Genomic DNA, 25,716 nt, shown 5'->3' on the forward strand with positions numbered 1-25,716 from the left:
AAGCGTCGACACAGCAGTGCTATGCAGCTGTCTCCAGTAGAGTATGAGAAACGCTATTTCCTGAGCTTGGAGAGTGTCTAGGAAACCAGGGGCGATTCAGTTTGGACAACTTCTGACATCACCACAACAATGCTTCAACCTGATCAAATCGGTCCGCAATTTTCAAATAGGTTTCTGCCCAACCGCTACTCATACTCGTTTCTTGCAGCGCCCCAGTGGGTGCAAAGATTACGGTGAGCTTCAGTCGTTCGGGTAAGGTGCCGGCCTTCAGCAAGTCAAGCAAGCTTTGAAGCTCTTGTATTGCTTCGCTTTCGTCTGCCCAATACGACCAGCAAAAGTCGTTACCTGAAATCGACACCAGCTCGATAGACGCCTCCAGAATCAACACCAGCAACTCCATCGGAGAAGGGTCGCCAGGGTTGGGGCCGAGCAAATACCTAACTCTCTCAAGTTTCATAACGCAGCACTCTGGCAAGGAAGTTGACAGCTCGGGATTGTAATCGTTTCTTGGTACTTGGGTTGAAGCGGCTGATTCTGGCCGGTTAGCGACGGTCTGGCTTAGACCGCCGCTATGCATGATCAAACCTCGATCTGTTCTGCCATCTCCAGAGCGGCCGCAGGTTACGATGATGTTCATGGCAAATCCTCCATGTGTGGGAGGACAAGGATGGTTAACCAGAGCAGCGGTCGCTAACCGGCCGGAAGCGGACTGAGGAGCGGTAAATAAATCTTTCCCCTTTTCGTTGGGTTTGCGAGCGAACCTAAAAGAAAGAATGACTGTGAGTCAGGCACTCTTCGACTGCTGGTTTTGGGGCTGCTTCGTAACCCAACGCGGGACAAGCCCGCTCGCCACAGGTTACTTGTTGCCTATTCTACCTAAATACCTTGAAAGGGCTGTATCTACTTCGCAGCCAAAAAGCTAGGACAAATCAGCGACAGTGCTGACGCTACTGTCTCGTTCTGCGATGCTCAACACCGCCGGTAGCTGCTGCTCGACAGGTACTTCGGCGGTCTTATCAAGAAGTTCATCCAAGTCGAAAACGGCCATTTCGACATAGCGTTTTATGCACATCCGCTCATAGGAAACGCTGCGAATACCGTCCAGTACCAGCCAGTTCAAGAACAGTGCGCCCATACCCAGCACCACGATCACCGAGCCCTTTCCCCATGTGAACAGAGGTGTGGCTTTAATAATTTCCGTGCACAAAGCGATCATCAGCGCGATCAGAGAGGCGAAACTCAGGTTCTGGGATAAAGCAGGCCTGGCGGGTTTTCCGGTCAGGCCAGCATAAGCTGACAACTCGCGTAGTTTCTCAACCGTGTAGCCCTCCTTGCGCAATTCCTCCAGAAAGAAGGCATAACAAAGGGCGTTTTCCCTTTCTAGGCTCGGCTGGTGGTCAATCGCGTGATCTGCAAACTGCTGCGGGTAAACCATGCGTAATGCTTTAAGGCGCGTGACATAGAGCAGAAGAGCCCAAGGAGCCAGTGCCATGTAGGTGTAAGGAATCAGCGTAGGGTTCCTGATGCCGAACATTGCGAACACAAAAAGCAATGCGGTTGACCCTACCGCTGACCACATTGGCCATAGCTTGCGAGCATTGTGGAGTTTAAATATGTGTTTATTGGGTTGTTTGCGACTGATTTTATAAAGGGCCTCGAGTTGAGCCCATTCCTTGAGTTTCATTATCCATCCTTATTTTCAAAGTCGTGCTAACCGAGCAATACAACGTTGCCCGCAATTGCCACTGCTGACAACCCACAGCCAAAAAAAACGATCGAAAGGCGACAGATTTATTTTTCTATCACTATCCGATTTTGGCCGATATCCGCCCTTCGCGAACGGCCGCAATGGGTCGAGAGTGGTCGTACACGAGAGGCACTAAACAGCTCTTGGTAAAACCCACTGATGCGCCGTAGGTAGTTGCAACGGTGCTCATAGCGTCACTCTGTCAGGATGGGAGGGCGAATCACATACCTTCGAACAGAGCGGAGATGCTCACGCCCAGAGCGTCAGCCAGCACCTTGATGGCGTTGATGGAGGGATTCGCTCCTCCCGTCTCGATGCGGGACATGTAGGTCCGGGCAAAGCCACACCGATCAGCGAATGCCTCCTGGCTCATGCCCATGGCCATGCGCAGCTCCCTGATGCGGATACCGAACTGGTGCGGCCTTGACTGACTCGACATGCTGAAGCCTGCCCAAGTCGAGCAGGGCAGGATGCAGATGAAGCACGCGAAGACTGCTGGTGTCCGAGTTCACGCTACTACCTGTGTGGGAGGCGCCGATCCGAAGTGTCACAAATGCTGTCACAAATCGTTGCCATGGCCCTGATGCGGTGAGTAGGATGAGGCACCCTTACTCCTTGTCGATCCCAGCTAAGCGAATTTCATCTCGCGGGTTTCGCCCATCAGCAACGGCGCATTGGCCTCGGTCACCTCGCGAATGTAATCCCATAGCAGGGTGATCCGCTTGAGCTTGCGCAGATCCTCCCGGCAGTACATCCAGAACTGCCGCGTCACCTCGATCTCCTCCGGCAGCAGCGTCACCAGTCGCGGATCCTGCGCCGCCAGGAAGCACGGCAGGATCGCCAGCCCGCGTCCCTGCAAGGCCGCCGTGTACTGGGCGATCACGCTGGTGCTGCGCAGGTGCGCGTTGGCGTTGGGGATCAGGTTGGCCAGGTACAGCAGCTCCGAGCTGAACGCCAGGTCGTCCACGTAGCTGATGAACGGATGGCGGCCCAGGTCGGCGATCTCGCGAATCGGCTCGTGGTTGTCCAGATAGTCCTGGGTCGCATACAGGCGCAGGCGGTAGTCGCACAGCTTGCAGCACACATAAGGCCCATGTTCCGGACGTTCCAGGGCGATGACGATATCGGCCTCGCGTTTGGACAGGCTGATGAAGTGCGGCAGCGGCAGGATATCCACCGAGATCGCCGGCCAGGCATCGACGAAGTGGCTCAGTTGCGCAGTGACGAAGAAGCTGCCGAAGCCTTCGGTGCAGCCCATGCGCACATGCCCCGACAATGCCACGCCCGACCCCGAGACCTGCTCGCAGGCCATGTGCAGGGTGCTCTCGATCGACTCGGCATAGCCCAGCAGGCGCTGGCCCTCGGCGGTGAGCACGAAACCGTTGGTCCGTGATTTTTCGAACAGCAAAGTGCCCAGCGCCCCTTCCAGTGAACCGATGCGCCGCGACACCGTGGTGTAGTCCACGGCCAGGCGCTTGGCCGCACTGCTGGCCTTGCGGGTGCGCGCCACCTCAAGAAAGAACTTGAGGTCGTCCCAGTTCAGCGCGCTCAGGGAGGTGAGGTCTTTTTGCATGATGATCCGGTTTTTTTGTGCATTCTTGTTGGATGTTTGCACATCTATACTCGAACTCAGCCCCTGAGCGCCACCCCGTTCGCTGCGGCGTAGGCGTCCTCGTTCCGACAATAATTCCAAGGAGAGCGCAGATGAACGCACCCCAGACGCCCGACCAGACCAAGGTCGAGCAGGTCAAGCTGCTGATCGACGGCCAATGGGTCGAGTCCAAGACCACCGAATGGCGCGACATCGTCAATCCGGCGACCCAGCAAGTGCTGGCGCGGGTGCCGTTCGCCACCGTCGAGGAAGTCAACGCCGCCGTGGCCGCCGCCGAGCGCGCCTTCAAGACCTGGCGCGACACCCCGATCGGCGCGCGCATGCGCATCATGCTCAAGCTGCAGGCGCTGATCCGCGAACACAGCAAGCGCATCGCCGTGACCCTCAGCGCCGAACAGGGCAAGACCCTCGCCGACGCCGAGGGCGATATCTTCCGTGGCCTGGAGGTGGTCGAGCACGCCGCCTCCATCGGCACCCTGCAGATGGGCGAGTTCGCCGAGAACGTCGCCGGCGGTGTCGACACCTACACCCTGCGCCAGCCGATCGGCGTGTGCGCCGGCATCACCCCGTTCAACTTCCCGGCGATGATCCCGCTGTGGATGTTCCCGATGGCCATCGTCTGCGGCAACACCTTCGTGCTCAAGCCGTCCGAGCAGGACCCGCTGTCGACCATGATGCTGGTCGAGCTGGCGCTGGAAGCCGGCATCCCGGCCGGCGTGCTCAACGTGGTGCACGGCGGCAAGCAGGTGGTCGACACGATCTGCACCCACCAGGACATCAAGGCGATCTCGTTCGTTGGCTCGACCGAAGTCGGCACCCACGTCTACAACCTGGGCAGCCAGCACGGCAAGCGCGTGCAGTCGATGATGGGCGCCAAGAACCATGCCGTGGTGCTGCCCGACGCCAACCGCACCCAGACCATCAACGCCCTGGTCGGCGCCGCCTTCGGCGCGGCCGGCCAGCGCTGCATGGCCACCTCCGTGGCGGTGCTGGTGGGCAAGGCCCGCGAATGGCTGCCGGATATCAAGGAAGCGGCGAGCAAGCTCAAGGTCAACGCCGGCAACGAGCCGGGCACCGATGTCGGCCCGGTGGTTTCCAAGCGCGCCAAGGAGCGTGTGCTGGGCCTGATCGAAAGCGGCATCAAGGAAGGCGCCAAGCTCGAACTGGACGGCCGCGATGTGAAGGTGCCGGGCTACGAGCAGGGCAACTTCGTCGGCCCGACCCTGTTCTCCGGGGTGAAGACCGACATGCAGGTCTACACCCAGGAAATCTTCGGCCCGGTGCTGGTCACCCTGGAGGTCGACACCCTCGACGAGGCCATCGCCCTGGTCAACGCCAACCCGTTCGGCAACGGCACCGGCCTGTTCACCCAGAGCGGCGCGGCGGCACGCAAGTTCCAGAGCGAGATCGATATCGGCCAGGTCGGCATCAACATCCCGATCCCGGTGCCGGTGCCGTTCTTCAGCTTCACCGGTTCCCGTGGCTCCAAGCTCGGCGACCTCGGCCCGTACGGCAAGCAGGTGGTGCAGTTCTACACTCAGACCAAGACCGTCACCGCCCGCTGGTTCGACGACGACAGCGTCAATGATGGTGTGAACACCACCATCAGCCTGCGCTAAGGAGAACGCCATGCGTATCGCTTTCATCGGCCTGGGCAACATGGGCGCGCCCATGGCCCGCAACCTGATCAAGGCCGGGCACCAACTGAACTTGTTCGACCTGAACAAGACCGTGCTGGCCGAACTCGCGGAGCTGGGTGGCCAGGTCAGCACGTCACCCAAGGACGCAGCCGCCAACAGCGAGCTGGTGATCACCATGCTGCCGGCCGCCGCCCATGTGCGCGGCGTGTACCTGGATGAAGAAACCGGCGTGCTGGCTGGCATCCGCCCCGGCACTCCGACCGTGGACTGCAGCACCATCGACCCGCAGACCGCCCGTGAGGTCTCCAAGGTTGCAGCGGCCAAGGGTATCGACATGGGCGATGCGCCGGTTTCCGGTGGTACCGGCGGCGCGGCGGCCGGCACCCTGACCTTCATGGTCGGCGCCAGCGCAGAGCTGTTCGCCACGCTCAAGCCGGTGCTGGAGCAGATGGGCCGCAATATCGTGCACTGCGGCGAGGTCGGTACCGGCCAGATCGCCAAAATCTGCAACAACCTGCTGCTGGGCATCTCGATGATCGGTGTGTCCGAGGCCATGGCCCTGGGCAATGCGCTGGGCATCGACACCAAGGTGTTGGCCGGCATCATCAACAGCTCCACCGGGCGTTGCTGGAGTTCGGATACCTACAACCCATGGCCGGGCATCATCGAGACCGCCCCGGCTTCGCGCGGCTACACCGGCGGCTTCGGTGCCGAGCTGATGCTCAAGGACCTGGGGCTGGCCACCGAGGCCGCGCGCCAGGCGCACCAGCCGGTGATCCTCGGCGCCGTGGCCCAGCAGCTGTACCAGGCCATGAGCCTGCGCGGCGAAGGCGGCAAGGATTTCTCGGCGATCGTCGAGGGGTACCGCAAGAAGGATTGACGAGCGAGTGGACTTGATCGCGGGCCGGGTGGCCCTTCCCCTTGTAACTGCGCACCTTGGGGAAGGGACATCGGGTTCGCGATTTTTTTTGCAAACTGTGTGAGCGTGGGAGCGGGTCAGGCGAAGACGAAGTACTTGCGCACCGTCTCGACCACTTCCCAGGTCCCCTTCATCCCCGGTTCGATCACGAACACATCACCTGCTTTGAGGTGTTTCGGCTCCTCGCCTTCCGGGGTGACGATGCAATAGCCATCGAGGAAATGGCAGTACTCCCACTTTTCATAGTTGACCTCGAACTTGCCCGGCGTGCAGATCCAGGTGCCCATGATCTTGCTGCCGTCGGCTGACAGGTAGGCATTGAGGTTGACGGTGTGCGGGTCGCCGCCGATGCGCTTCCACTTGGTTGCGTCGACCACCGGGGTCGGGCAGGTTTCGCGCAGGACGGTGATGAAATCGGACATGGCGTGGCTCCAGGCAACAAGTGAGATGACGCGTCACCATAGAGTCATCACCAGACGGGCAGTTGCCTGGGCTCGACGCCCAGCTGTCTGCCCGCGCAATGTCAGGGCTCGGGCCTTGCAGGTTGTGGACTGTCAGTGGCTCACGCCCACCAGTAACGCACGAAGTGGAAGAACACCGGCGCGGCGAAACACACCGAGTCCATGCGATCGAGCATGCCGCCGTGGCCTTCGATCATATGGCCCCAGTCCTTCACGCCGCGGTCGCGCTTGATCGCCGACATCACCAGCCCGCCGAAGAAGCCCATGGCATTGACAGTCAAGGCCATCAGCGCCGCCTGCCAGAAGGTGAACGGGGTGATCCAGCACAGCAGGGCGCCGACCAGGGTGGCCAGCGCCACACCGCCGGCCAGGCCTTCGACGGTCTTCGACGGCGACAGGTTCGGCGCCACCTTGCGCTTGCCGAACAGCTTGCCGCACACGTACTGCAGCACGTCGCTGATCTGCACCACCAGGATCAGCCAGGCGATCAGCAGCAGGTTGCGACCCTCGTAGCCGGGAATGTCCAGGGTCATCAACGCCGGCACCGACGACACGCAGTACACCGCGATCATCAGGCCCCACTGTACCTTGGAGGCGCGCTCGAGGAAGCGCGTGGTGTCGCCGCCGAAGCTGGCCAGGATCGGCAGCAACAGGAACAGGTACACCGGGATGAAGATACTGAACAGCCCGTACCAGTCCATGGCGATCAGCAGGTACTGCACCGGCAGCGCCACATAGAAAGCCGCCACCAGCGCCGGGTAGTCGCTGCGTCGGGTCGGGGTGAGGGTCATGAACTCGCGCAGGGCATAGAACGACACGCCGTAGAACAGCACGATCACGCCGTACTTGCCGAACAGGAAGGCGATGCCGATCACCAGCACCATCACCCACCAGGCGTTGATGCGCGCGTTGAGGTTGTCGATCACTGCGTGCGGCGCGGGGCCGGCGCGCCATTTGAGCAGGCGGCCAACCAGGCTGGCGAGCAGCAGCAGGGCGCCGATGCCGGCGAACAGCGACAGGGTGTTGTGATCCATCTCAGGCTTCCTTCGGGGCCAGGTTCAGCAGGGCTTGTCGGGCCCGCTCGAGAAAGGCGTGCTTGCCCTCGTCCGGCTGCAGGTGCAGCGGCTCGCCGAAGCTCAGGGTGCACAGCAGTGGCAGCGGCAGGGCGCGACCCTTGGGCATGACCCGGTTGAGGTTGGCGATCCACACCGGCACCAGCTCGACCTGCGGGTTGGCCGAGGCCAGGTGGAACAGGCCGCTCTTGAATGCCAGCAACGGGTCGTCGGTCAGGTTGCGTGTGCCCTCCGGGAAGAAAATCAGCGAATCGCCCTGGGCGAAAGCATCGAGTACCGGTTGCAGTGGGTTGCCCTCGCTTGCGCCGTGCTGGCGGTCGATCAGCACGCCGTTGAACACCTGGCGGATCAGGAAGTCGCGGATGCCCGGCTTGCACCAGTAGTCGGCGCCCGCCACGGGGCGGGTGCGGCGGCGCAGCGGCTCGGGCAGCGCGGCCCACAGCAGCACGAAGTCGCCATGGCTGCTGTGGTTGGCGAAGTACAGGCGCTGTACCGGCTGCGGCGTGCAGCCCAGCCACAAGGCGCGGGCGCCGGTGATCAGGCGGGCGGCGGAGGTGATGACGAAGGCAGTCAGGCTGGCGAGCATGGCATTGGTCTTATCCGGTGAAGGGGAGGATTAGCATTAATGCGACCTGCAGGGTCAGGCACAGGGCCTGGCGGCGCAGCAGGGCCAGGGCGGCCCGGCTGCGGGTCGGCCAGTCGCGCGGGTCGCTGGCTGCAGGCTTGAGGCGCAGGTCGAACAGGGCGTGGTCCAAGGCCTGGGTGTCGCCGGGCAGGTCGCTGCTGGCGCCGATGCGGGCGAACAGGTCGGCGTCCAGGGCGACGCGCAGGGCCCAATACTTGTGGGCCAGGCCGAGCAGCAGCGAGAGGCCGCAGAGCAGGTGCGGCAACGGCGCCAATGGTAGGCCGAGCAAAGGAGACAGGGTGCAGGCCAGGGCCAGCAGGGTCAGGCCATCCGACAGGCGCTCCAGCTGGCGGCCACGGGCGAGCAGGCTGGCGACGAGGAGCAGCCTCATGGCTGGGCCTCCAAGTTATGCAATACCAGGCGATGGGCCGGGTGCAGGACCACACCGGGGCGCGCCTGGCGAATCAGCGCTTCGGCCTGGGAGGCACTGGCACAATGGCCGTTGAGCAGCAGCCAGGCGGCGACGGCGCTGGCGCTGCGCGAGTAGCCCAAGGCGCAGCAGACCAGCACCGGGCCTTGTTGATGATGGTGTTCGATGGCCTTGGCGGCCTGTTGCAGGATTTCCCGGTCTGGGACAATCAGGTCCAGGGTCGGCAGGCTCTGGTAGTCCTGCGGCGTTTCCAGCGTCGTCATCGCGGGGCAGGGCAGTTCCCCGCTCAGGTCGACAATCGCCGCGAACGCAGATGCTTCAGTGCGCCCCGGCACTCTGCCGAGATACACGCCATCGGCCACCTCATCCGCCTGCGGATGGCGCCAGGTCCAAAGCCGCGAATTGACCCAGGCGCACAGCAGATAGGGCGCCAGCAGCCAGGTGGCGGCCACGGACAGCCGCCCATCGGCGCCTTTCTGGAAACCTGCGGCGCCGAACAGGGCATAGTTCAGCGCCACCAGCAGCAATGACAGCGCCGGCCACAGTAACCACAACCCGCCACCACCCAGTTTCATCGCCAACAGCGTCAGCACGGCCGTCCCCAGGCCATAGCGCAGCGCCAGGCGCCAACGTTTCGGGTCCTGCGCCAGACGTGCCTGTCGCCAGGGCAACGGGCCGCTATGCGGCCACAGCCACAGGCACACAAACCCCGCCAGCGCGCCGGTCGGCACATCGATGAAATGATGCTGCCAGGTGGTCAGCACCGACAGGCCGATCAGCCCCATCCAGCCATGCACCACCCAGCGCCAGGCAGGATGCTGCGTATGTCGGGCAAACATCGTCCAGATGATCACCAGCAACGCGATGTGCAACGACGGTGCCTGGTTGTAGGGCTTGTCGAAACCCATCAGCACATCGAACAGCCAGCCGAACAGCCCCGACAGCTCGGGGCGCTCGAAGGTGAAACGCAGCGGCCAGAACAGGAAACTGGCCACGCAGATCAGTTGCGCCGTCAGCAGCGCCAGGGCATGGCGGTCCATCTCCGAACGCGAGCGCGGCAGCAGGAACGACAAACCGTACAGCAGGTCGATCGACCAGTACGGGATGATCGTCCAGGGCCACAGCGGCATCTGCCGTTCCCAGGCGAACACCAGGCTGCCAATGTCCTCGCGGCCAGCGGTGTAGGTATTGGCCATGCCATAGCTGAGAAAGAAGAACGGTCCGAGCAGCAACAGCCACAGGATGCCACGGCGGATCAGCCCGGTTTCACGGGCCATCAGCGCACCCGCTGTGCCAGGCTGACGCTGAAAATGCCCCACTCGTCGATGCGCTGGGTAATCTTGCGAAACCCTGCCGCCTCCACCAACTGGTCCATCTCCGCCTGGCTGCGCCGCCGCATCACCCAGGCCTGGCCGCCACGGTGGCTGGTCAGGGCACGGGCGATCATCTCCAGCTGCGGGTGCCAGGGCTGACCGGTGTAGACCAGGTAGCCACCGTCCTCGACCGCATCGGCGAGTCCCGCCAGCGAGTTGCCGACCAGCTGGTTACTGGGGAACAGTTCGTAGAGGCCTGAGACCACCGCCAGTGTCGGCTGCGGGGTGAGAGCGGCCAGGCTCGGGCGGTCGAAGGCATCGCCCTGGACGAAGCGGGCGATCTCGCCCAGGCCCTTCTCGGTTATCAAGGCATTGCCCTGTTCCACGTTCAGTTCGCTGTAGTCGCGCAGCAGGATCGAGTCGGGCAGTTGTTGCAGGCCTTGCAGCGCCTCGAGGATGTAGCGGCCATGTCCGGCGGCGATATCTACGATATGCACCGGGCGCTGCTGTTCGCGCAGGCGGGCGATGGCCAGGCGCAGCAGTTCCTCGACATTCAGCTTGCGCTGGCGGATGCCACGCCAGCCGATGGCATCCAGGTAGTTGCGGTCGATCAGCTCGCCCAGCCTGCCCTTGCCGGTCGGGGTGTTGCGGTAGACATAGTCGAGGGTCGAGCCCGAGTCGAAACCGGTGTCGAAGCCCAGCTTCACCCCCTCGGAAAGGCCTTTGCCCAAGCGCAGGCCGGCGCGGGTGGCACGCCAGTAGAGGTCGCGTGGTGAATGGCGCGGCAACGGCGCGGCCAGGCTCTCGGCCTCGGCGCAGCTGGCGCCGCTCTTGTCGGCATCGAGCAGCGAGGGCTGCGCTTGCGGTGCGTCGAAACAGTGCGCGACGAAGCGCTCGATCCGCGCCAGGGCATGGGCGCGGTCGCGTTCGCCGAGGGTGTCGTGGAAGAAGCCGGGGAGGATGTGTTTTTCCTTGCGCGTACTGCCCAGGCGGTCGAAGAACTGCTCTTGCGGCTTGCGCTTGACCACCAGGTCGGCGCCGGAGATCAGCAGTTGCGTCGGCACCTGGATCGCCTGGGCATCGGCGACCACGCGGTCGGCGGCGTCGTACAGGCCCAGCAGCATGGTGACGGAGATGGGCCGGCTGATCAGCGGGTCGGCGACATAGGACATGACCCGTTCCGGGTCGTGGGTCAGCAGGCGCGGCTTGACGTAGCTGTTGACGAAGAAGTTGCCGCGCAGGGCCTTCATCAGCTTCAGCCCGGGGCGGGCGAAGGGTACGTAGAGCTTGACCTTGAAGGCCGGCGAGGCAAGCACCAGGCAACGTACCTTTGGCGCATAATCGTGGGCCCAGGTGGCGACCAGTACCGCGCCAACGCTCTGTGCCAGCACCACCATGTCGGCCTCGGCGATGCCGTGCTGTGCCTGGATGTGCTCGATGAAGGTCTGCACGTCGCGCACGCTGGTGGCAAAGCCCGGGCTGTCGCCGCGAGCCCCTGGCGACTGGCCATGGCCACGGGCGTCCCAGGCGAAGAAGTCGTAGCCGGGCATGTCCAGCTCATCGGCCAGGTGGGCCATGCGCCCGCCGTGTTCGTGGCCGCGATGGAACATCACCACGGCCCGGCGCGGTTGGTGTTCGTTGCGCGTGGCGGGCCAGTGGCGATAGTGCAGCTCGACGCCGTCATGAGTGCAGAAGTGCAGTGATTGCGCTTGGCGCATGGCGAATATCCTTGTCCGGCAGCGAGGGGCTCAGCGGGTTTCGGCCAGGCCGTGGCGAACCCGGTTGTAGAGGGTATAGAGCGAGAGCAGCAGGATGACCAGCAGCAGGCCGTTGATCCAGGCCGCGCCCAGCAGACCGAACGCCACGCCGGTACCCAGCACGCCGAAGGCGAAGGCCCGGTCGCTCTTGCCCATCGGCCCGTCGTAGCGGCGCGACGCGCCGGCCAGCGGGCCCATCACGCCGGCGTATTCGCTGATCACCGCGAACACCACCACCAGCACCACCAGTGTCGGCGAAACGCCTGGCAGCAGAGCGAAGGGCAGGTAGAGAGCAGTGTCGGCGATCACATCGCACAGTTCGTTGAGGTAGGCACCGAGTTTGGACTGCTGGCCAAACTCCCGGGCAAGCATGCCGTCGACTGCGTTCAGTGCCATGCGCAGCAGCATCCACACCGGGATCAGGAGGAACAGCCAGGTGACCTGGGGCAGCCAGGCCAGCAACAGGCCCAGCAGGACGGAAACGACGGCAGCGGTGACCGTCACCTGGTTGGCAGTGACGCCGCGGTCGAACAGGCGCTGGACGGCAGGGCGTAGGAACGCCTGGAAGCGGGGTTTGAGCTGATAGATCGATGGCACGTTGAATTCCCTGTCGTGGCGCGGCATGGACGCGATTGTGGGGAATCAGGCGGGGGGGCGGCAAGGGGCGCGTAGTGGAGTTGTGAGGAGGGCGAGGTAATTGCGGTGGCTTTGCCGGCATTGATCGCGGGGCAAGCCCGCTCCCACACTGTTTCCCGCGAAGGCAGGGTTGTGCAATAGGCAGGACAATCTCTCATGGTACTAGCCTTGACTCATTGATTTAGCTGGTCCCACAGGGGACGGTTCCCTGCGCAACAGCGCAGCCCGAAAGGCTGGGCGATCTCCTACAGATTTGGCGCAACCGTTGTAGGAGCGGGCTTGCCCTGCGAGGGGCCGCCCAGCGCGTTTCGGTACTCGGCTGTAGTTCATTTCCGAAACTTGTTTCACTGCCGCCTGGCACATTGCGAGGGGGCGGCTGAACGTTCTAGTTTCGCAGTCCACCGACCGGAAACGCTGCCCGGCAGATGCCCAACCAGGGCAGCTCGACAAAGCGAGAGAGCCGATGAACCTGCTTGTTGTCCTGCACAAGTCCCGTGAGACCTATTACGGCGTCACCATTCCCGATGTACCTGGCTGTTTTTCCGCAGGCGCCACGGTCCCCCAGGCCCTGGAGAACATTCAGGAGGCGCTGGCGCTGCATTATGAAGGGCTGGTGGCCGATGGCGCGCCCCTGCCGCAGGTGCAGGAAATGGATGTGCATGTGGACAACCCTGAGTATGCAGGCGGCCTCTGGGCGTTGGTGGACTTCGACGCAACGCCATACCTGGGGACGGCGGTACGTTTCAGCGCGACGTTGCCCAGGAACCTGTTGCAACGAATCGACGACAGGGTGAAGCAGGACAATCGCTACGCCTCACGCTCCGCATTCCTGGCTTCGGCGGCGCTGCGCGAACTGGCTGAGGTGTACTGAGCCTGCGCGCCCCGATCATATTCAGACACATCCTCATGGTCCAGACTGGCGTTGAAACCTGCCTCATCATGGGTGTCCAGCGGATGTACCAGGAGCATTACCAACACCAGCGGATCAGCGCAGCGCTGTTCAAACGCTGCTTCTTCATCGGCCTGGCGGTACTGGGCACGCACCTGTTGATCAGCGGTTAGCGGAAGAGGCGCTGAGCATATCGATCATCTGGATATCAAAGTCGCGCTCCAGGTAATCCATGCGCTTTTCGAAGAATGCGGCCATGTGCGGCAGTGCCGAGTGCACGTCCAGAGCCGCCTTGCTGGCCCAGACCTCGAAGAACACGAACAGGCTCGGGTCTGCCTTGTCGCGCAGCATATGGTATTCGATGCAGCCCGGCTCCTGGCGGCTGGGTTCGACGTAGGGACGGAACAGTTGCTCGAAGGCTTCGGCCTGTTCCGGGCGGGTCTTGGCTTTGAGGATGAAGGCGTACTGCTCGCTCATGGGAGATCTCGGTAAGTGAAGTGAGTGATCAGATCTTAAATCAACAATATGTTTGTCATTCGTGATTTTAAGACAAATGTATTTTGCCCTGGGACAGCTGTTTCCATGCCCGGTGAGTGCCTAACCTGCCGGCAACTTCACTTACAGGGCTGACCCTCCCATGAAAAAGATCCTCCTGCTCAACGGTGGCAAACGCTTCGCCCACTCCGAAGGCCGCCTCAACCAGACCCTGCACGACGCCGCGCTGGCCCACCTGGACCGTGCCGGCTTCGATGTGCGGGAAACCTTCATCGACGGCGGCTACGACGTCCAGGCCGAGGTGGAAAAATTCCTCTGGGCCGACGTGGTGATCTACCAGATGCCCGGTTGGTGGATGGGCGCGCCGTGGACGGTGAAAAAATACATCGACGAGGTGTTCACCGCCGGCCATGGCAGCCTGTACGCCAACGATGGTCGCACCCGCTCCGATGCCTCGCAGAAGTACGGCAGCGGTGGCCTGGTCCAGGGCAAGCAGTACATGCTGTCGTTGACCTGGAACGCGCCGCAGCAGGCGTTCGATGACCCGAGCGACTTCTTCGAAGGCAAGGGCGTGGATGCGGTGTACTTCCCGTTCCATAAGGCCAACCAGTTCCTCGGCATGAGCGGGCTGCCGACTTTCCTCGCCGTCGATGTGATGAAGCGGCCGGATGTGCCTGCGGCGCTGGCGGCGTACGAGCAGCACCTGGATGAAGTGTTCGGCAAGGGCCATTGAGTCCGCCCCATCGTGGGGCCGGCTTGCACAGGCTTCGCCCAGCGGTTATCAATCACGGCATACCCCTGCCAAGGTCATTCGTGTGAAAACTCGCTCCGAAGAACTCCAGGTCTTCGTCGCCGTCATCGACAGCGGCTCGATCTCCGCCGCCGCCGAGCAGATCGGCCAGACGCCGTCGGCCGTCAGCCGCACCCTGTCGCGGTTGGAGGGCAAGCTCGGCACGACGTTGGTCAACCGCACCACCCGGCGCATGGACCTGACCGAGGAAGGGCGCTTCTTCCTAGAGCGCGCGCGGCTGATCCTCGAGCAGATGGACGACATGGAAGAGCGCCTGTCGATGAACCGCCAGACCCCGTCCGGGCGCCTGCGCATCAATGCCGCCGCGCCGTTCATGCTGCACGCGATCCTGCCGTGGATCGGCGAGTTCCGCCGGCAATACCCTGGTATCGAGCTGGAGTTGAATACCGACGACCTGATTATCGACCTGCTGGAGCAGAGCACCGACGTGGCCATCCGCATCGGCGAGCTGTCCGATTCCAGCCTGCATGCCCGCTCGCTGGGCTGCAGCCCGGTGCAGGTCCTCGCCAGCCCCGATTACCTGGCGCAGCACGGCATGCCGCACAAGGTCGAGGATCTCGACCAACATTGCCTGCTCGGCTTCAGCACCCTGGAATCGCTCAACCGCTGGCCGTTGCGCCACGCCCAGGGCGACCATTGGGCAATCCGCCCGCAACTGCTTGCCTCCAGTGGCGAAACCCTGCGCCAGCTGGCCATCGCCGGTGAAGGCATTGTCAGCCTGTCGCATTTCATGACCCACGAGGACATCCGCGCCGGCCGCCTGCAGGTGCTGCTCGCAGAGCACAATAACGGCTATCGCCAGCCGATCCATGCGGTCTACTACCGCAACACCCAGTTGGCGTTGCGGATCCAGTGTTTCCTCGATTTCATCCAGAAGAAGCTGGCCGCCTACGCCTGCTGAGTTGCCTGAACGCGACAGTGTCTGCCCATTGGCGGCGCAATCCTGCCATGGTGTTTGCTTAGTCGGGTGGCTTCGGCCTTAATGACTGATCAACAAAAACAACACCAAGGAAGTGCGCATGCGTATCGTCATGTTCCAGCCACTGGCCCTCGGGGCCGCGATCCTGAGCTGCTCCTCCGCCTTTGCCGTGACGCTGGAAGGCGGCGCGGTGGCCGCCCCTGATCAATATGGCGCACAGGTGGCCGCCGATATCCTCAAGAAAGGCGGCAACGCGGTGGATGCTGCCGTCGCCACCGCCTTCACCCTGGCCGTGACCTACCCCGAGGCCGGCAATATCGGCGGCGGTGGTTTCATGACCTTGTTCGTCGACGGCAAGCCCTACTTCCTCGACTACCGCGAGGTGGCGCCCAAGGCCGCGACCAAGACCATGTACCTGGACGACAAGGGCGAGGTGATCGAGAACCTCAGCCTGGTCGGCGTACGCGCCGCCGGTGTGCCGGGCACGGTGATGGGGCTGTGGGAGGCGCACCAGAAGTTCGGCAAGCTCAAGTGGAGCGAGCTGCTGACGCCGGCCATCGGCTACGCGCAGAACGGCTTCAAGATCGCCCAGAAGCAGTACCAGTACCGCGACGACGCCCAGGGCCTGTTCAAGACCGCCACCAACTTCAACGACTACTTCGGCCACATGAAGGTCGGCGAGCTGTTCAAGCAGCCGGAGCTGGCGCAGACCCTGGAGCGCATCGCCGACCAGGGCGTGAGCGAGTTCTACCAGGGCAAGACCGCCGACCTGCTGGTGGCGCAGATGCAGGCCGACAAGGGCCTGATCACCAAGGACGACCTCAAGGACTACAAGGCCGTGTGGCGTGACCCGATCGCCATCAACTGGCGCGGCAATGTGGTCTACACCGCGCCGCCGCCAAGCTCCGGTGGTGTCGCCCTGGCCCAGCTGCTGGGCATCAAGGAAGACCGCGCGGCCGACTTCAAGGGCGTCGAGCACAACTCGGCCAAGTACATCCACCTGCTGGCCGAGATCGAGAAACGCGTGTTCGCCGACCGCGCCGACTATCTCGGTGATCCGGCCTTCACCAAGGTCCCGGTCGACCAGCTGGTGGCCAAGGACTACCTGGCCAAGCGCGCCGCCCAGGTCAACCCGAACGCGATCTCCGAGACCGACAAGGTCAAGCCGGGGCTGGAACCGCACCAGACCACGCACTTCTCCATCGTCGACAAGCAGGGCAACGCGGTGAGCAACACCTACACCCTCAACCTCGACTATGGCAGTGGCGTGGTGGTCAAGGGCGCGGGCTTCCTGCTCAACGACGAGATGGACGATTTCAGCGCCAAGCCGGGGGCGGCCAATGCCTTTGGCGTGGTCGGCGGCGACGCCAACGCCATCGCGCCGGGCAAGCGCATGCTCTCGTCGATGAGTCCTAGCCTGGTGACCCGCGATGGCAAGGTGGCCCTGGTACTGGGCACGCCGGGCGGTTCGCGGATCTTCACCTCGATCTTCCAGGTGATGAACAACCTGTATGACTACGGCATGCCGCTGGAGAAGGCGGTGGCGGCGCAGCGCGTGCATCACCAGTTGCTGCCCAAGGATACGATCTACTTCGACAGCTACGCGCCGCTCAAGGGGGCAGTGGCCGACGACTTGAAGAAGATGGGCTACGTGCTGGAGGACCAGGGCTGGGAGATGGGCGATATCCAGGCGATCCGGGTCACCGGGGAGAAGCTGGAGACCGCTTCCGATCCGCGTGGGCGTGGGGTGGGGATGATCGTCAAATAAGGCTGGGGTGAAATGATCGCGGGGCAAGCCCGCTCCCACCGGTCGTGGGAGCGGGCTTGCCCCGCGATGCGTTACAGGGTCAGACGCGGAACTGGCTGACCAGTGTCTGCAGGTGACCACCCAGGCGCGCCAGCTCGACGCTGGAGGCGGCGGTCTCGTCGCTGGCCGCGGCGGTCTGCTCCGACACGTCGCGCACGTTGAGGATGCTGCGGCTGATCTCTTCGGCCACGGCGCTCTGCTGCTCGGCGGCGGCGGCGATCTGCTGGTTCATCGACTGGATGTTCGACACCGTGCGGGTGATGCTCTCCAGCGAACCACCGGCCTTGCGCGCCAGCTCGACGCTGCTGTCGGTCAGGCTGCGGCTGCCGTTCATCACTTCGGCGACCTGTTGGGTGCCGTGCTGCAGGCTGGCGATCAGGCCTTCGATCTCTTCGGTGGACTGCTGGGTGCGCTGGGCCAGGCCACGGACCTCGTCGGCCACCACGGCAAAGCCACGACCGGCCTCGCCGGCACGGGCCGCCTCGATGGCGGCGTTGAGCGCCAGCAGGTTGGTCTGCTCGGCCACCGACTTGATCACGTCCATGACGCTGCCAATCTTCTGGCTTTCCTGCTGCAAAAGGGTCATCGCCTCGGTGGAGCGGTGCACTTCGTGGGCCAGGCGTTCGATCTGGCTGATGGCCTCACCGACCACCTTGTCGCCGACCCGGGCTTCGTCATCGGCGTTGGTCGCCGCGTGCGAGGCCTGCTCGGCGTTGCGCGCGACTTCCTGGACAGTGGCGGCCATCTCGTGCATGGCGGTGGCCACCTGGTCGGTCTCGACCTTCTGGCTGTTGGCGCCGGCGCTGGTCTGCTCGGTCACCGCCGACAGTTCCTCGGCGGCGCTGGCGATCTGGGTAACGCCGTCGCGGATGCCGGTGATCAGGTCGCGCAGGGTGGTGCCCATGCGAGCGATGCCCTGCTGCAGGGCGCCCAGCTCGTCACGACGGGTGACACGCAGTTCCTGGGTGAGGTCGCCGCTGGCGATGCGGTTGACCACGTCCATGGTCTCGCGCAGCGGGCGGGTGATCTGACGGGTGATGAGGAATGCGGCGAGTACGCCGACCAGCAGCGCCAGGAGGGTGGCAGTAGTCTGCAGGGTGCGGGCCTGGACGCTTTCGGCGTCACGGCGCTCGATCTGGATCTTGTACAGTTCGTCGCTGCGTTTGACGATGTCGGCGCCCTGCACGGTCATTTCGGCACGGGCCACACCGATGGCTGCGGTAGCGTCGCGGAACTGGCGCACGGCGTCGCGGTAGGCCAGCACGGCGTTTTCGAATTGCTGGATGCGTGAGGCTTCGCCCGGCAGCTGGCGCTTGAGGCTGTCGATTTCATTCAGCGCGTTTTCCAGCTGGCGCAGGGCGGCCTGCTCGGCTTCGCTGGTCAGGTCGGCGATGTAGCTGCGTACGTCAAGGCGCACCTGCACCAGCTGTTGCTTGGCCTTGCTGATCAGCAGGTATTGGGCCAGGCGGCTGGCATCGCTCTCGGCGCTGGACAGCACGGCGGCGCTGATCGCCTCGATGGCGTCATTGGCGCGGGACGCGGTCTGGTTCATCGATTCGCGGGCGGCGAGGGTGGTCTTGTAGCCCTGGCGCATCTTCTCCAGCGAGACCCGGTATTCGCTGATGCTCTGGCCCTGCTCGCGCAGCAGTTTGAGGTTCTCGGGGCTCTTGAAGGTGTTGACCAGGTGCTGCTGCTGGCTGCCGAAGGCATCGAGCTTGGCTTGGACGTTGGCCGCCGAGGCATCGTCGCCGTTGGTCAGCATCCACTGCAGGCGGGCCACGCGCAGGTTGGTCAGGTCACTGTTGAGCTGGGTGATGTCGCTCATCCAGTTGCTGCGGTCGATAAGGCTGCCCAGGCTGTTCCAGCCGGTCAGGGCCAGCAGGCCGGTCAGGACCAGGACCAGGCCGAAGCCCAGGCCGAGTTTGAGGTTGACGCTGATATTAGCGAACCAACTGTTCATGCACGCTCTCCCAGAAAATGATTTCGCTCACTTGATCTCAAAAGCTGGGCGTTGTTGTTGTCAGTTAGCCCGCAGATTTGTGTAGGACTTATCGGCAAAGCGTCGAGAAGCTGAAACGCTTTTTCAGCAAATTTATAACTTGTTGAATACGTTTGTTTTTTGATGTGGTCAATTGCGGGTGCAGACCCAGTGCACACCGACGGGCGTGCACTGTTCTGATGGGGCTATCAAAGGCTACGTGCGCTGAAGGTATCGCACTGATTTACGTCGCCACTGGAAAAACCGGCCTTGAACCATCGCACGCGCTGTTGCGAGGTACCATGGGTGAAGGAGTCGGGCACCACCCGTCCCTGCCCCTGCTGCTGCAGGCGATCGTCACCGATGGCATTGGCGGCGTTCAGTGCCTCTTCCACATCCCCCGGCTCCAGCCAGTTCAGGCGTTTCTGTGCCTGGTAGGCCCAGACCCCGGCCAGGCAGTCGGCTTGCAGTTCCTGGCGCACCAGCAGGCCGTTGTCGCCTTCCATGCGCTGGCCGTTGCGGCGTGCGGCGTCGACCTTGGCCGAGACCCCGAGCAGGGTCTGCACGTGATGGCCGATTTCGTGGGCGATCACGTAGGCCTGGGCGAAATCCCCGGCTGCCTTGAAGCGGGTTTCCATTTCGCGGAAGAAGGTCATGTCCAGGTACACGCGCTGGTCGGCCGGGCAGTAGAACGGCCCGACCGCCGATGAGGCGAAACCGCAGGCGGAATTGACCTGGCCACTGAACAGCACCAGCTTGGGATCGCGGTACTGCTTGCCGGCCTGGGCGAACAGCGCCTTCCAGGTGTCCTCGGTGTCGCCGAGGATCGAGGCGACGAACTCGGCCTGCTCGTCGTTGGCCGGCGGCGCCTTGCTGCCAACGTTGGCCGGGGCGGTCTGCTGCTGCTCCATCTGTCCGGCCAGCTGGCCGAGGATCTGCAACGGGTCCTGCCCGGTGAGCCAGCCGATGCCGACGATCAACAGGATGGCGCCGAGCCCCAGGCCCTTGCCGCCGCCGAAGCGCATGCCGCCGCCCCCTTCGCCGCGGGCATCGACCACGTTGTCGCTGCGTCGGCCTTTTCGCCATTCCATGTAGTGCTCTCCGGTTCGTGAAACAAGAAGTCAAAGATTAGTCCAGCGCTGCCCTCGGCGTCGCCTTGGTCGCTTGTGCATAACCAAATGGTTATGGCTAAGACTGCTGAATTCAATATTCATCCCGATTGGCCTGCTGGAAACTGCAACTCCGCCTGCCACGCCCAGGCGTTCGACAATTCCAAGAGAGGAAACCGGCATGCCCGCTCAGGACACCAGCCGCTTCGTGATCCGTGATCGCAACTGGCACCCCAAGGCCTTCACCCCCGACTACAAGACCTCGGTGGCGCGCTCGCCGCGCCAGGCGCTGGTCAGCATCCCACAGTCGATCAGCGAAAGTACCGGCCCGGACTTTTCCCATCTGCGTTTCGGCGAACACGACCATGACTTGCTGCTCAACTTCAACCACGGCGGCTTGCCGATCGGCGAGCGCATCATCGTCGCCGGCCGCGTTGTCGACCAGTACGGCAAGCCGGTGGCCAACACCTTGGTGGAGATGTGGCAGGCCAACGCCGGCGGTCGCTACCGGCACAAGAACGACCGCTACCTGGCGCCGCTGGACCCGAACTTCGGCGGTGTCGGCCGTTGCCTGACCAACCGCGACGGCTACTACAGCTTTCGTACCATCAAGCCCGGTCCATACCCATGGCGCAACGGCCCCAACGACTGGCGCCCGGCACATATCCACTTCTCCATCAGCGGACCGTCGATCGCGACCAAGCTGATCACCCAGTTGTACTTCGAGGGCGATCCGCTGATTCCGCTGTGCCCGATCGTCAAGTCGATCGCCAACTCCGACGCGGTCCAGCGGCTGATCGCCAGGCTCGACATGAGCCACGCCAACCCCATGGATTGCCTGGCCTACCGCTTCGACATTGTCCTGCGCGGCCAGCGCCAGACCCACTTCGAAAACCGCTGAGGAGGCCCGTGATGCCTATCGAACTGCTGCCGGAAACCCCTTCGCAGACCGCCGGCCCCTATGTGCACATCGGCCTGGCCCTGGAAGCCGCAGGCAACCCGACCCGCGACCAGGAAATCTGGAACCGCCTGGCCACCCCCGAGGCGCCGGGCGAACAAATCCTGTTGCTCGGCCAGGTATACGACGGCAACGGCCACCTGGTGCGCGACTCTTTCCTGGAGGTCTGGCAGGCTGATGCCGATGGCCGCTACCAGGATGAGTTCAACCACGAGAACGCCTTCAACAGCTTCGGCCGCACCGCGACCACCTTCGATGCCGGCGAATGGACCCTGCATACGGTCAAGCCGGGTGTGGTGAACAATGCCGCGGGCGTGCCGATGGCGCCGCACATCAACATCAGCCTGTTTGCCCGGGGGATCAACATCCACCTGCATACACGGTTGTACTTCGATGACGAGGGTGAGGCGAACGCCCGATGCCCGGTGCTCAACCTGATCGAGCAGCCGCAGCGGCGCGAGACGCTGATCGCCAGGCGTTGCGAGGTAGAGGGGAAGACGGCGTATCGTTTCGATATCCGTATCCAGGGGGAAGGGGAGACGGTGTTCTTCGATTTCTGACTGAAGCTTCAGGGGCCGCTTTGCGGCCCATCCGACCGGTCCGACGCCTCGGCAAGGCCGCTCAGGAGTACGCGATTCCCTGGAGCGGCCTTGCCGAGGCGTCGGACCGGTCGGATGGGCTGCAAACCAGCCCCGGCGATCTGAAGGTCAGCGCCTAACCAGCAGGACGCCGCTTTCCATGTGATGGGTATAAGGGAACTGGTCGAACAGCGCGCAGCGCTCGATACGGTGGGTATCGTGCAGCTGGGCGATGTTCTGCGCCAGGGTTTCCGGGTTGCACGAGATGTACAGGATGCGCTCGAAGCGACGGGTCAGCTCGCAGGTGTCCGGGTCCATGCCGGCGCGCGGCGGGTCGACGAACACGGTGCCGAAGTCGTAGCTTTTCAGGTCGATGCCTTCCAGGCGGCGGAACGGGCGGACCTCGTTCAGCGCCTGGGTCAGCTCCTCGGCCGACAGGCGCACCAGGCGCACGTTATCCACGCCGTTCTCGTCGAGGTTATGCAGGGCGGCGTTGACCGAGGTCTTGCTGATCTCGGTGGCCAGTACCTGGCGCGCGCGGGTCGCCAGCGGCAGGGTGAAGTTGCCGTTGCCGCAGTACAGCTCCAGCAGGTCGTCCTGGCGCTCGCCCATGGCCTCGAAGGCCCAGCCGAGCATCTTTTGGTTCACCGCGCCGTTGGGCTGGGTGAAGGCGCCTTCGGGCTGACGATAACTGAAGGTGCGCCCGGCGATGTCGAGTTTTTCCACGGCGTAGTCGCGGCCGATCACCACGCGCTTGCCCTTGGAGCGGCCGATCACGCTGACGTTCAGGTCACTGGCCAGTTGCTGCGCGGCAGCCTCCCAGGCTTCGTCCAGAGGGCGGTGATAGCACAGGGTGACCATCGCGTCACCGGCCAGGGTGGTGAGGAACTCGACCTGGAACAGGCGATTGTCGAGTGCCTCGTTGCCCTGCCAGGCGGCCTTCAGACGTGGCATCAGTTCATTGATGCGCTCGCTGGCGATGGGAAAATCGTTGATCAGGATTGCCTTGTGCTTCTCGCCCGGGGCGAACATCGCGTAGTGACGTTGACCGCCCTCGCGCCACAGGCGGAATTCGGCGCGCAGGCGATAGTGCTCGCGCGGTGAGTCGAACAGCGCCGGCTCCGGCGCGCCGAACGGGGCCAGCAGCTCGCGCAGGCGGGCGGCCTTGGCCGCCAGTTGCGCGTCGTATTGTGAAGGATCCAGGACAGCACTCATGCGGGGAACCAGCCCAGCTTGATGACGAACAGGATCGACAGGATTACCAACGCCGGGTTCAGGTCGCGGTGACGGCCGGAGATCAGCTTGATGGCGGTCCAGGCGATGAAGCCGAAGGCGATGCCGTTGGCGATCGAGTAGGTCAGTGGCATGGCCAGGGCGGTCACCACCACCGGCGCGGCTTCGGTGACGTCGTCCCAGTTGATCTCGGCCAGGCCCGAGGCCATCAGTACGGCGACGAACAGCAGGGCCGGCGCGGTGGCGAAGGCCGGCACGCTGCCGGCCAGCGGGGCGAAGAACAGCGCCAGCAGGAACAGCACGGCGACCACGATGGCGGTCAGGCCGGTGCGCCCGCCCGCGCTCACGCCCGCCGCCGACTCGATGTAGCTGGTGGTGGTCGAGGTACCCAGCAGGGACCCGGCCATGGCGGCGGTACTGTCGGCGATCAGGGCGCGGCCCATCTTCGGCATGTGGCCGTCCTTGCCCATCAGGCCGGCGCGCTTGGCCACACCGATCAGGGTGCCGGAGTTGTCGAACAGGTCGACGAACAGGAAGGCGAAGATCACGCTGATCAGGCCAACGTCGAGGGCGCCGGCGATGTCCAGCTGCAGGAAGGTCGGGGCCAGCGACGGCGGCATCGAGACCACGCCGCCGAACGGGGTGACCCCCATCACGATCGAGGCCACGGTCACGGCCAGGATGCCGATCAGCACCGCGCCGCGTACCTTCAGCGACTCGAGGGCGACAATCAGGAAGAAGCCCAGGGTGGCGAGGATCGGTGCCGGTTTGCTGAGATCGCCCAGGCCCACCAGGGTTGCTGGGTTATCGACGACGATACCTGCGTTATGCAGGGCGATCAGCGCCAGGAAAAGGCCGATGCCCGCGGCGATGGCCGAGCGCAGCGGCAGCGGGATGCTGTTCACGATCCACTCGCGGATGCGGAAGATCGACAGCAGGAAGAACAGCACTGCCGAGAGGAATACAGCCCCCAACGCCACCTGCCAGGTGTGGCCCATGTGCAGGACCACGGTGTAGGTGAAGAAGGCGTTCAGGCCCATGCCCGGCGCCAGGGCGATCGGGTAGTTGGCGATGATGCCCATGGTCACCGAGCCGATGGCCGCGGCAAGGCACGTGGCGACGAACACCGCGCCCTTGTCCATGCCGGTCTCGCCGAGGATGCTCGGGTTGACGAACAGGATGTAGGCCATGGCCAGGAAGGTGGTGACGCCCGCGAGAATCTCGGTGCGCACATTGGTGTCGTGTGCTTTTAGTTGAAACAGCCTTTCCAGCATGCCTGCTCCCCGGGCGCCCTCGCGCCGTGAATGTATCGACCCCAACAGCAAAGCACAGACCGTACCGGATACCGTGGTTTTGTGTGGGGCGGAAAAAAGCCGCGCATCATACCAGCAAGGATGGCGGGGGCCTATGGCCATTGGGGAGAGGGCTTTCTGTAGCTTGTGTCGGCCCTTTCGCGGGCAAGCCCGCGAATAGACCGGCACAGGCAACCGATCAGCCGTTATGCATCCGGTCGCGGTGAGTCAACGTCGGGAACAGCTTCATCCACACCCCGGTCACCACCAGTGTGCCCACGCCACCGAGCACCACCGCCGGCACTGTGCCGAACCAGTGCGCGGTAACGCCCGACTCGAACTCGCCGAGCTGGTTCGAGGCACCGATGAACAATCCGTTCACCGCGCTCACCCGGCCACGCATCTCGTCCGGCGTCTCCAACTGCACGAATGCGCTGCGGATGACCATGCTGATCATGTCTGCCGCGCCCAGCACCACTAGCACCGCCAATGAGAACCAGAACGAGGTCGAGAGGCCGAAGGCGATGGTCGCCACGCCAAATATGCCCACTGCGGTGAACATGGTCAGACCCACCTTGCGTTCCACCGGGAAGCGCGCCAGCCACAGCGACATCAGCAATGCCCCGACGGCGGGCGCTGAGCGCAACAGGCCCAGGCCCCAGGCGCCGGTGAGCAGGATGTCCTTGGCGAACACTGGCAGCAGCGCGGTGGCGCCGCCGAGCAGAACGGCGAACAGGTCCAGCGAGATCGCGCCGAGGATATCCGGACGACTGCGGATGAAGCGGATCCCGGCCAGCAGCGAGTCGAGGTTGGCCCTGCCTGGCTGCGGCTGCTGCCGACGGGCATCGAGGCTCAGCGTCAAAAGGCAGGCAATGAGATAGAGGGCTACGGTCGGACCGTACACCCAGGTACTGCCGAGGGCGTAGAGCAGGCCGCCCACCGCCGGGGCGACGATGGTCGCCGCCTGGGTCGCCGAGGCCGAGGCCGCCACCGCGCGGGGGAACAGTCCGGGCGGCACCACGTTGGGCAATAGCGCCTGGGTCGCCGGCATCTCGAACGAGCGGGCGGCACCCAGCAGGAAGGCCAGGACGAAGATCAGTTCACGGCTGACGTTGTCGGTAAAGCTGCCCACGGCCAGCGCCAGGGCGATCAGCGCCTGCAGGGTCTGGCACAGGGCGGCGACCTTGCGTCGGTCATAGCGATCGGCGACATGCCCGGTGTGCAGCATGAACAGTACCCGCGGGGCGAACTCGACCAGCCCGACCAGGCCCAGGTCGAGCACATTGCCGGTGAGCTGGTAGAGGTGCCAGCCGATGGCCACGGTGAGCATCTGGAAGCCGCTGGCGGTGAATACGCGGGCCAGCCAGAAGGCGAGGAAGGGGCGGTGATGGCGCAGCAGTTGCGGGGCGGAATCGGACATCGCTAGGCCTGCGA

At 63.8% G+C, this 25,716-nt stretch carries 25 protein-coding genes and 1 pseudogene; 9 read left to right on the forward strand and 17 right to left on the reverse strand.

From position 1 onward, the window contains the following. Positions 1 to 118: 118 nt before the first annotated feature. The 4 genes from AC25M7_RS23010 to AC25M7_RS23025 all read right to left on the reverse strand — a co-directional run bounded on the left by AC25M7_RS23010 (position 119) and on the right by AC25M7_RS23025 (position 3,320). Positions 119 to 637 carry a hypothetical protein gene (locus tag AC25M7_RS23010; protein ID WP_486971506.1) on the reverse strand — a complete coding sequence of 173 codons (519 nt, stop codon included), beginning with the start codon at positions 635 to 637 and terminating at the stop codon, positions 119 to 121. A gap of 282 nt (positions 638 to 919) precedes the next feature. Next, the gene (locus tag AC25M7_RS23015) at positions 920 to 1,684 is read right to left on the reverse strand and encodes a hypothetical protein (RefSeq protein WP_486971507.1); all 765 of its coding nucleotides are present in this window, start codon (positions 1,682 to 1,684) and stop codon (positions 920 to 922) included. 283 nt (positions 1,685 to 1,967) lie between these two features. Beyond that, positions 1,968 to 2,186 (reverse strand): helix-turn-helix domain-containing protein, encoded by a 219-nt coding sequence (locus AC25M7_RS23020; protein ID WP_486971508.1) that lies wholly within the window; start codon positions 2,184 to 2,186, stop codon positions 1,968 to 1,970. A 189-nt stretch (positions 2,187 to 2,375) separates the two neighbouring features. Further along, positions 2,376 to 3,320, reverse strand: coding sequence for a LysR family transcriptional regulator (locus tag AC25M7_RS23025; protein WP_486971509.1), 945 nt, complete (start codon positions 3,318 to 3,320; stop codon positions 2,376 to 2,378). A 131-nt stretch (positions 3,321 to 3,451) separates the two neighbouring features. Between AC25M7_RS23025 and AC25M7_RS23030 the strand changes: the two genes are divergently transcribed. Beyond that, positions 3,452 to 4,978: a CoA-acylating methylmalonate-semialdehyde dehydrogenase gene (locus AC25M7_RS23030; RefSeq protein ID WP_028691312.1), complete on the forward strand. Its 1,527-nt coding sequence runs from the start codon at positions 3,452 to 3,454 to the stop codon at positions 4,976 to 4,978. A gap of 10 nt (positions 4,979 to 4,988) precedes the next feature. Then, positions 4,989 to 5,879, forward strand: coding sequence for a 3-hydroxyisobutyrate dehydrogenase (gene mmsB, locus AC25M7_RS23035; RefSeq protein ID WP_182324552.1), 891 nt, complete (start codon positions 4,989 to 4,991; stop codon positions 5,877 to 5,879). A gap of 116 nt (positions 5,880 to 5,995) precedes the next feature. On the opposite strand, the gene AC25M7_RS23040 is transcribed toward mmsB, so the two are convergent. The 7 genes from AC25M7_RS23040 to AC25M7_RS23070 all read right to left on the reverse strand — a co-directional run bounded on the left by AC25M7_RS23040 (position 5,996) and on the right by AC25M7_RS23070 (position 12,174). Continuing rightward, positions 5,996 to 6,340, reverse strand: coding sequence for a cupin domain-containing protein (locus tag AC25M7_RS23040; RefSeq protein WP_023631693.1), 345 nt, complete (start codon positions 6,338 to 6,340; stop codon positions 5,996 to 5,998). Between the two features lie 140 nt (positions 6,341 to 6,480). Next, positions 6,481 to 7,413, reverse strand: coding sequence for a phosphatidate cytidylyltransferase (locus AC25M7_RS23045; protein ID WP_023631694.1), 933 nt, complete (start codon positions 7,411 to 7,413; stop codon positions 6,481 to 6,483). Position 7,414: 1 nt separating this feature from the next. Beyond that, positions 7,415 to 8,038, reverse strand: a complete 624-nt coding sequence (locus tag AC25M7_RS23050; protein WP_028691315.1) for a lysophospholipid acyltransferase family protein — start codon at positions 8,036 to 8,038, stop codon at positions 7,415 to 7,417. Positions 8,039 to 8,048: 10 nt separating this feature from the next. After that, a complete protein-coding gene (locus tag AC25M7_RS23055; protein ID WP_307944145.1) occupies positions 8,049 to 8,468 on the reverse strand; it encodes a hypothetical protein in 420 nt (139 codons plus the stop codon). Continuing rightward, the gene (locus AC25M7_RS23060) at positions 8,465 to 9,784 is read right to left on the reverse strand and encodes a phosphatase PAP2/dual specificity phosphatase family protein (protein WP_307944147.1); all 1,320 of its coding nucleotides are present in this window, start codon (positions 9,782 to 9,784) and stop codon (positions 8,465 to 8,467) included. Before AC25M7_RS23060 ends, AC25M7_RS23055 begins: the two co-directional genes overlap by 4 nt. Continuing rightward, positions 9,784 to 11,538, reverse strand: a complete 1,755-nt coding sequence (locus AC25M7_RS23065) for a bifunctional alpha/beta hydrolase/class I SAM-dependent methyltransferase (RefSeq protein ID WP_486971510.1) — start codon at positions 11,536 to 11,538, stop codon at positions 9,784 to 9,786. The genes AC25M7_RS23060 and AC25M7_RS23065 overlap by 1 nt, the downstream gene beginning before the upstream one ends. Before the next feature lie 30 nt (positions 11,539 to 11,568). Beyond that, positions 11,569 to 12,174 carry a CDP-alcohol phosphatidyltransferase family protein gene (locus tag AC25M7_RS23070; protein ID WP_028691319.1) on the reverse strand — a complete coding sequence of 202 codons (606 nt, stop codon included), beginning with the start codon at positions 12,172 to 12,174 and terminating at the stop codon, positions 11,569 to 11,571. A gap of 502 nt (positions 12,175 to 12,676) precedes the next feature. Here AC25M7_RS23070 and AC25M7_RS23075 point away from each other — a divergent pair. Together AC25M7_RS23075 and AC25M7_RS23080 are read left to right on the forward strand one after the other, a co-directional pair. Continuing rightward, positions 12,677 to 13,084 carry a type II toxin-antitoxin system HicB family antitoxin gene (locus AC25M7_RS23075; RefSeq protein WP_028691320.1) on the forward strand — a complete coding sequence of 136 codons (408 nt, stop codon included), beginning with the start codon at positions 12,677 to 12,679 and terminating at the stop codon, positions 13,082 to 13,084. A gap of 107 nt (positions 13,085 to 13,191) precedes the next feature. Beyond that, positions 13,192 to 13,275, forward strand: a pseudogene (locus AC25M7_RS23080) (sulfite exporter TauE/SafE family protein); the annotation flags it as partial. Here the strand turns inward: AC25M7_RS23080 and AC25M7_RS23085 are convergent. After that, the gene (locus tag AC25M7_RS23085) at positions 13,265 to 13,579 is read right to left on the reverse strand and encodes a putative quinol monooxygenase (protein WP_028691321.1); all 315 of its coding nucleotides are present in this window, start codon (positions 13,577 to 13,579) and stop codon (positions 13,265 to 13,267) included. The pseudogene AC25M7_RS23080 and the gene AC25M7_RS23085 sit on opposite strands and share 11 nt — an antisense overlap. A gap of 160 nt (positions 13,580 to 13,739) precedes the next feature. Here AC25M7_RS23085 and mdaB point away from each other — a divergent pair, with 160 nt between their 5' ends. The 3 genes from mdaB (at position 13,740) to ggt (ending at position 17,095) form a co-directional block, all read left to right on the forward strand. Beyond that, complete coding sequence (gene mdaB, locus AC25M7_RS23090) at positions 13,740 to 14,330, forward strand: NADPH:quinone oxidoreductase MdaB (protein ID WP_028691322.1); 591 nt, start codon at positions 13,740 to 13,742, stop codon at positions 14,328 to 14,330. An 82-nt stretch (positions 14,331 to 14,412) separates the two neighbouring features. Then, on the forward strand, positions 14,413 to 15,309 hold the full coding sequence (locus tag AC25M7_RS23095) for a LysR family transcriptional regulator (RefSeq protein WP_028691323.1): 897 nt from the start codon (positions 14,413 to 14,415) through the stop codon (positions 15,307 to 15,309). Positions 15,310 to 15,427: 118 nt separating this feature from the next. Further along, positions 15,428 to 17,095, forward strand: a complete 1,668-nt coding sequence (gene ggt, locus AC25M7_RS23100) for a gamma-glutamyltransferase (protein ID WP_062362129.1) — start codon at positions 15,428 to 15,430, stop codon at positions 17,093 to 17,095. A 79-nt stretch (positions 17,096 to 17,174) separates the two neighbouring features. Here the strand turns inward: ggt and AC25M7_RS23105 are convergent, their stop codons facing one another. Together AC25M7_RS23105 and ypfJ are read right to left on the reverse strand one after the other, a co-directional pair. Next, on the reverse strand, positions 17,175 to 19,094 hold the full coding sequence (locus AC25M7_RS23105) for a methyl-accepting chemotaxis protein (RefSeq protein WP_028691325.1): 1,920 nt from the start codon (positions 19,092 to 19,094) through the stop codon (positions 17,175 to 17,177). Between the two features lie 227 nt (positions 19,095 to 19,321). Next, positions 19,322 to 20,203, reverse strand: coding sequence for a KPN_02809 family neutral zinc metallopeptidase (ypfJ, locus tag AC25M7_RS23110; RefSeq protein ID WP_028691326.1), 882 nt, complete (start codon positions 20,201 to 20,203; stop codon positions 19,322 to 19,324). Between the two features lie 199 nt (positions 20,204 to 20,402). Between ypfJ and pcaH the strand changes: the two genes are divergently transcribed. Both pcaH and pcaG read left to right on the forward strand, forming a co-directional pair. Further along, a complete protein-coding gene (gene pcaH / locus AC25M7_RS23115; RefSeq protein ID WP_463402383.1) occupies positions 20,403 to 21,122 on the forward strand; it encodes a protocatechuate 3,4-dioxygenase subunit beta in 720 nt (239 codons plus the stop codon). 11 nt (positions 21,123 to 21,133) lie between these two features. Further along, a complete protein-coding gene (pcaG, locus tag AC25M7_RS23120) occupies positions 21,134 to 21,739 on the forward strand; it encodes a protocatechuate 3,4-dioxygenase subunit alpha (RefSeq protein WP_028691328.1) in 606 nt (201 codons plus the stop codon). 147 nt (positions 21,740 to 21,886) lie between these two features. Here pcaG and trmA read toward each other — a convergent pair whose 3' ends face one another. The 3 genes from trmA to AC25M7_RS23135 all read right to left on the reverse strand — a co-directional run bounded on the left by trmA (position 21,887) and on the right by AC25M7_RS23135 (position 25,702). After that, positions 21,887 to 22,972 carry a tRNA (uridine(54)-C5)-methyltransferase TrmA gene (trmA, locus tag AC25M7_RS23125; protein WP_028691329.1) on the reverse strand — a complete coding sequence of 362 codons (1,086 nt, stop codon included), beginning with the start codon at positions 22,970 to 22,972 and terminating at the stop codon, positions 21,887 to 21,889. Then, positions 22,969 to 24,264 (reverse strand): NCS2 family permease, encoded by a 1,296-nt coding sequence (locus AC25M7_RS23130; protein ID WP_028691330.1) that lies wholly within the window; start codon positions 24,262 to 24,264, stop codon positions 22,969 to 22,971. The genes trmA and AC25M7_RS23130 overlap by 4 nt, the downstream gene beginning before the upstream one ends. 217 nt (positions 24,265 to 24,481) lie before the next feature. After that, a complete protein-coding gene (locus AC25M7_RS23135) occupies positions 24,482 to 25,702 on the reverse strand; it encodes an MFS transporter (RefSeq protein WP_028691331.1) in 1,221 nt (406 codons plus the stop codon). Positions 25,703 to 25,716: the final 14 nt, after the last annotated feature.

This window comes from Pseudomonas sp. P106(2024) (assembly GCF_057480815.1).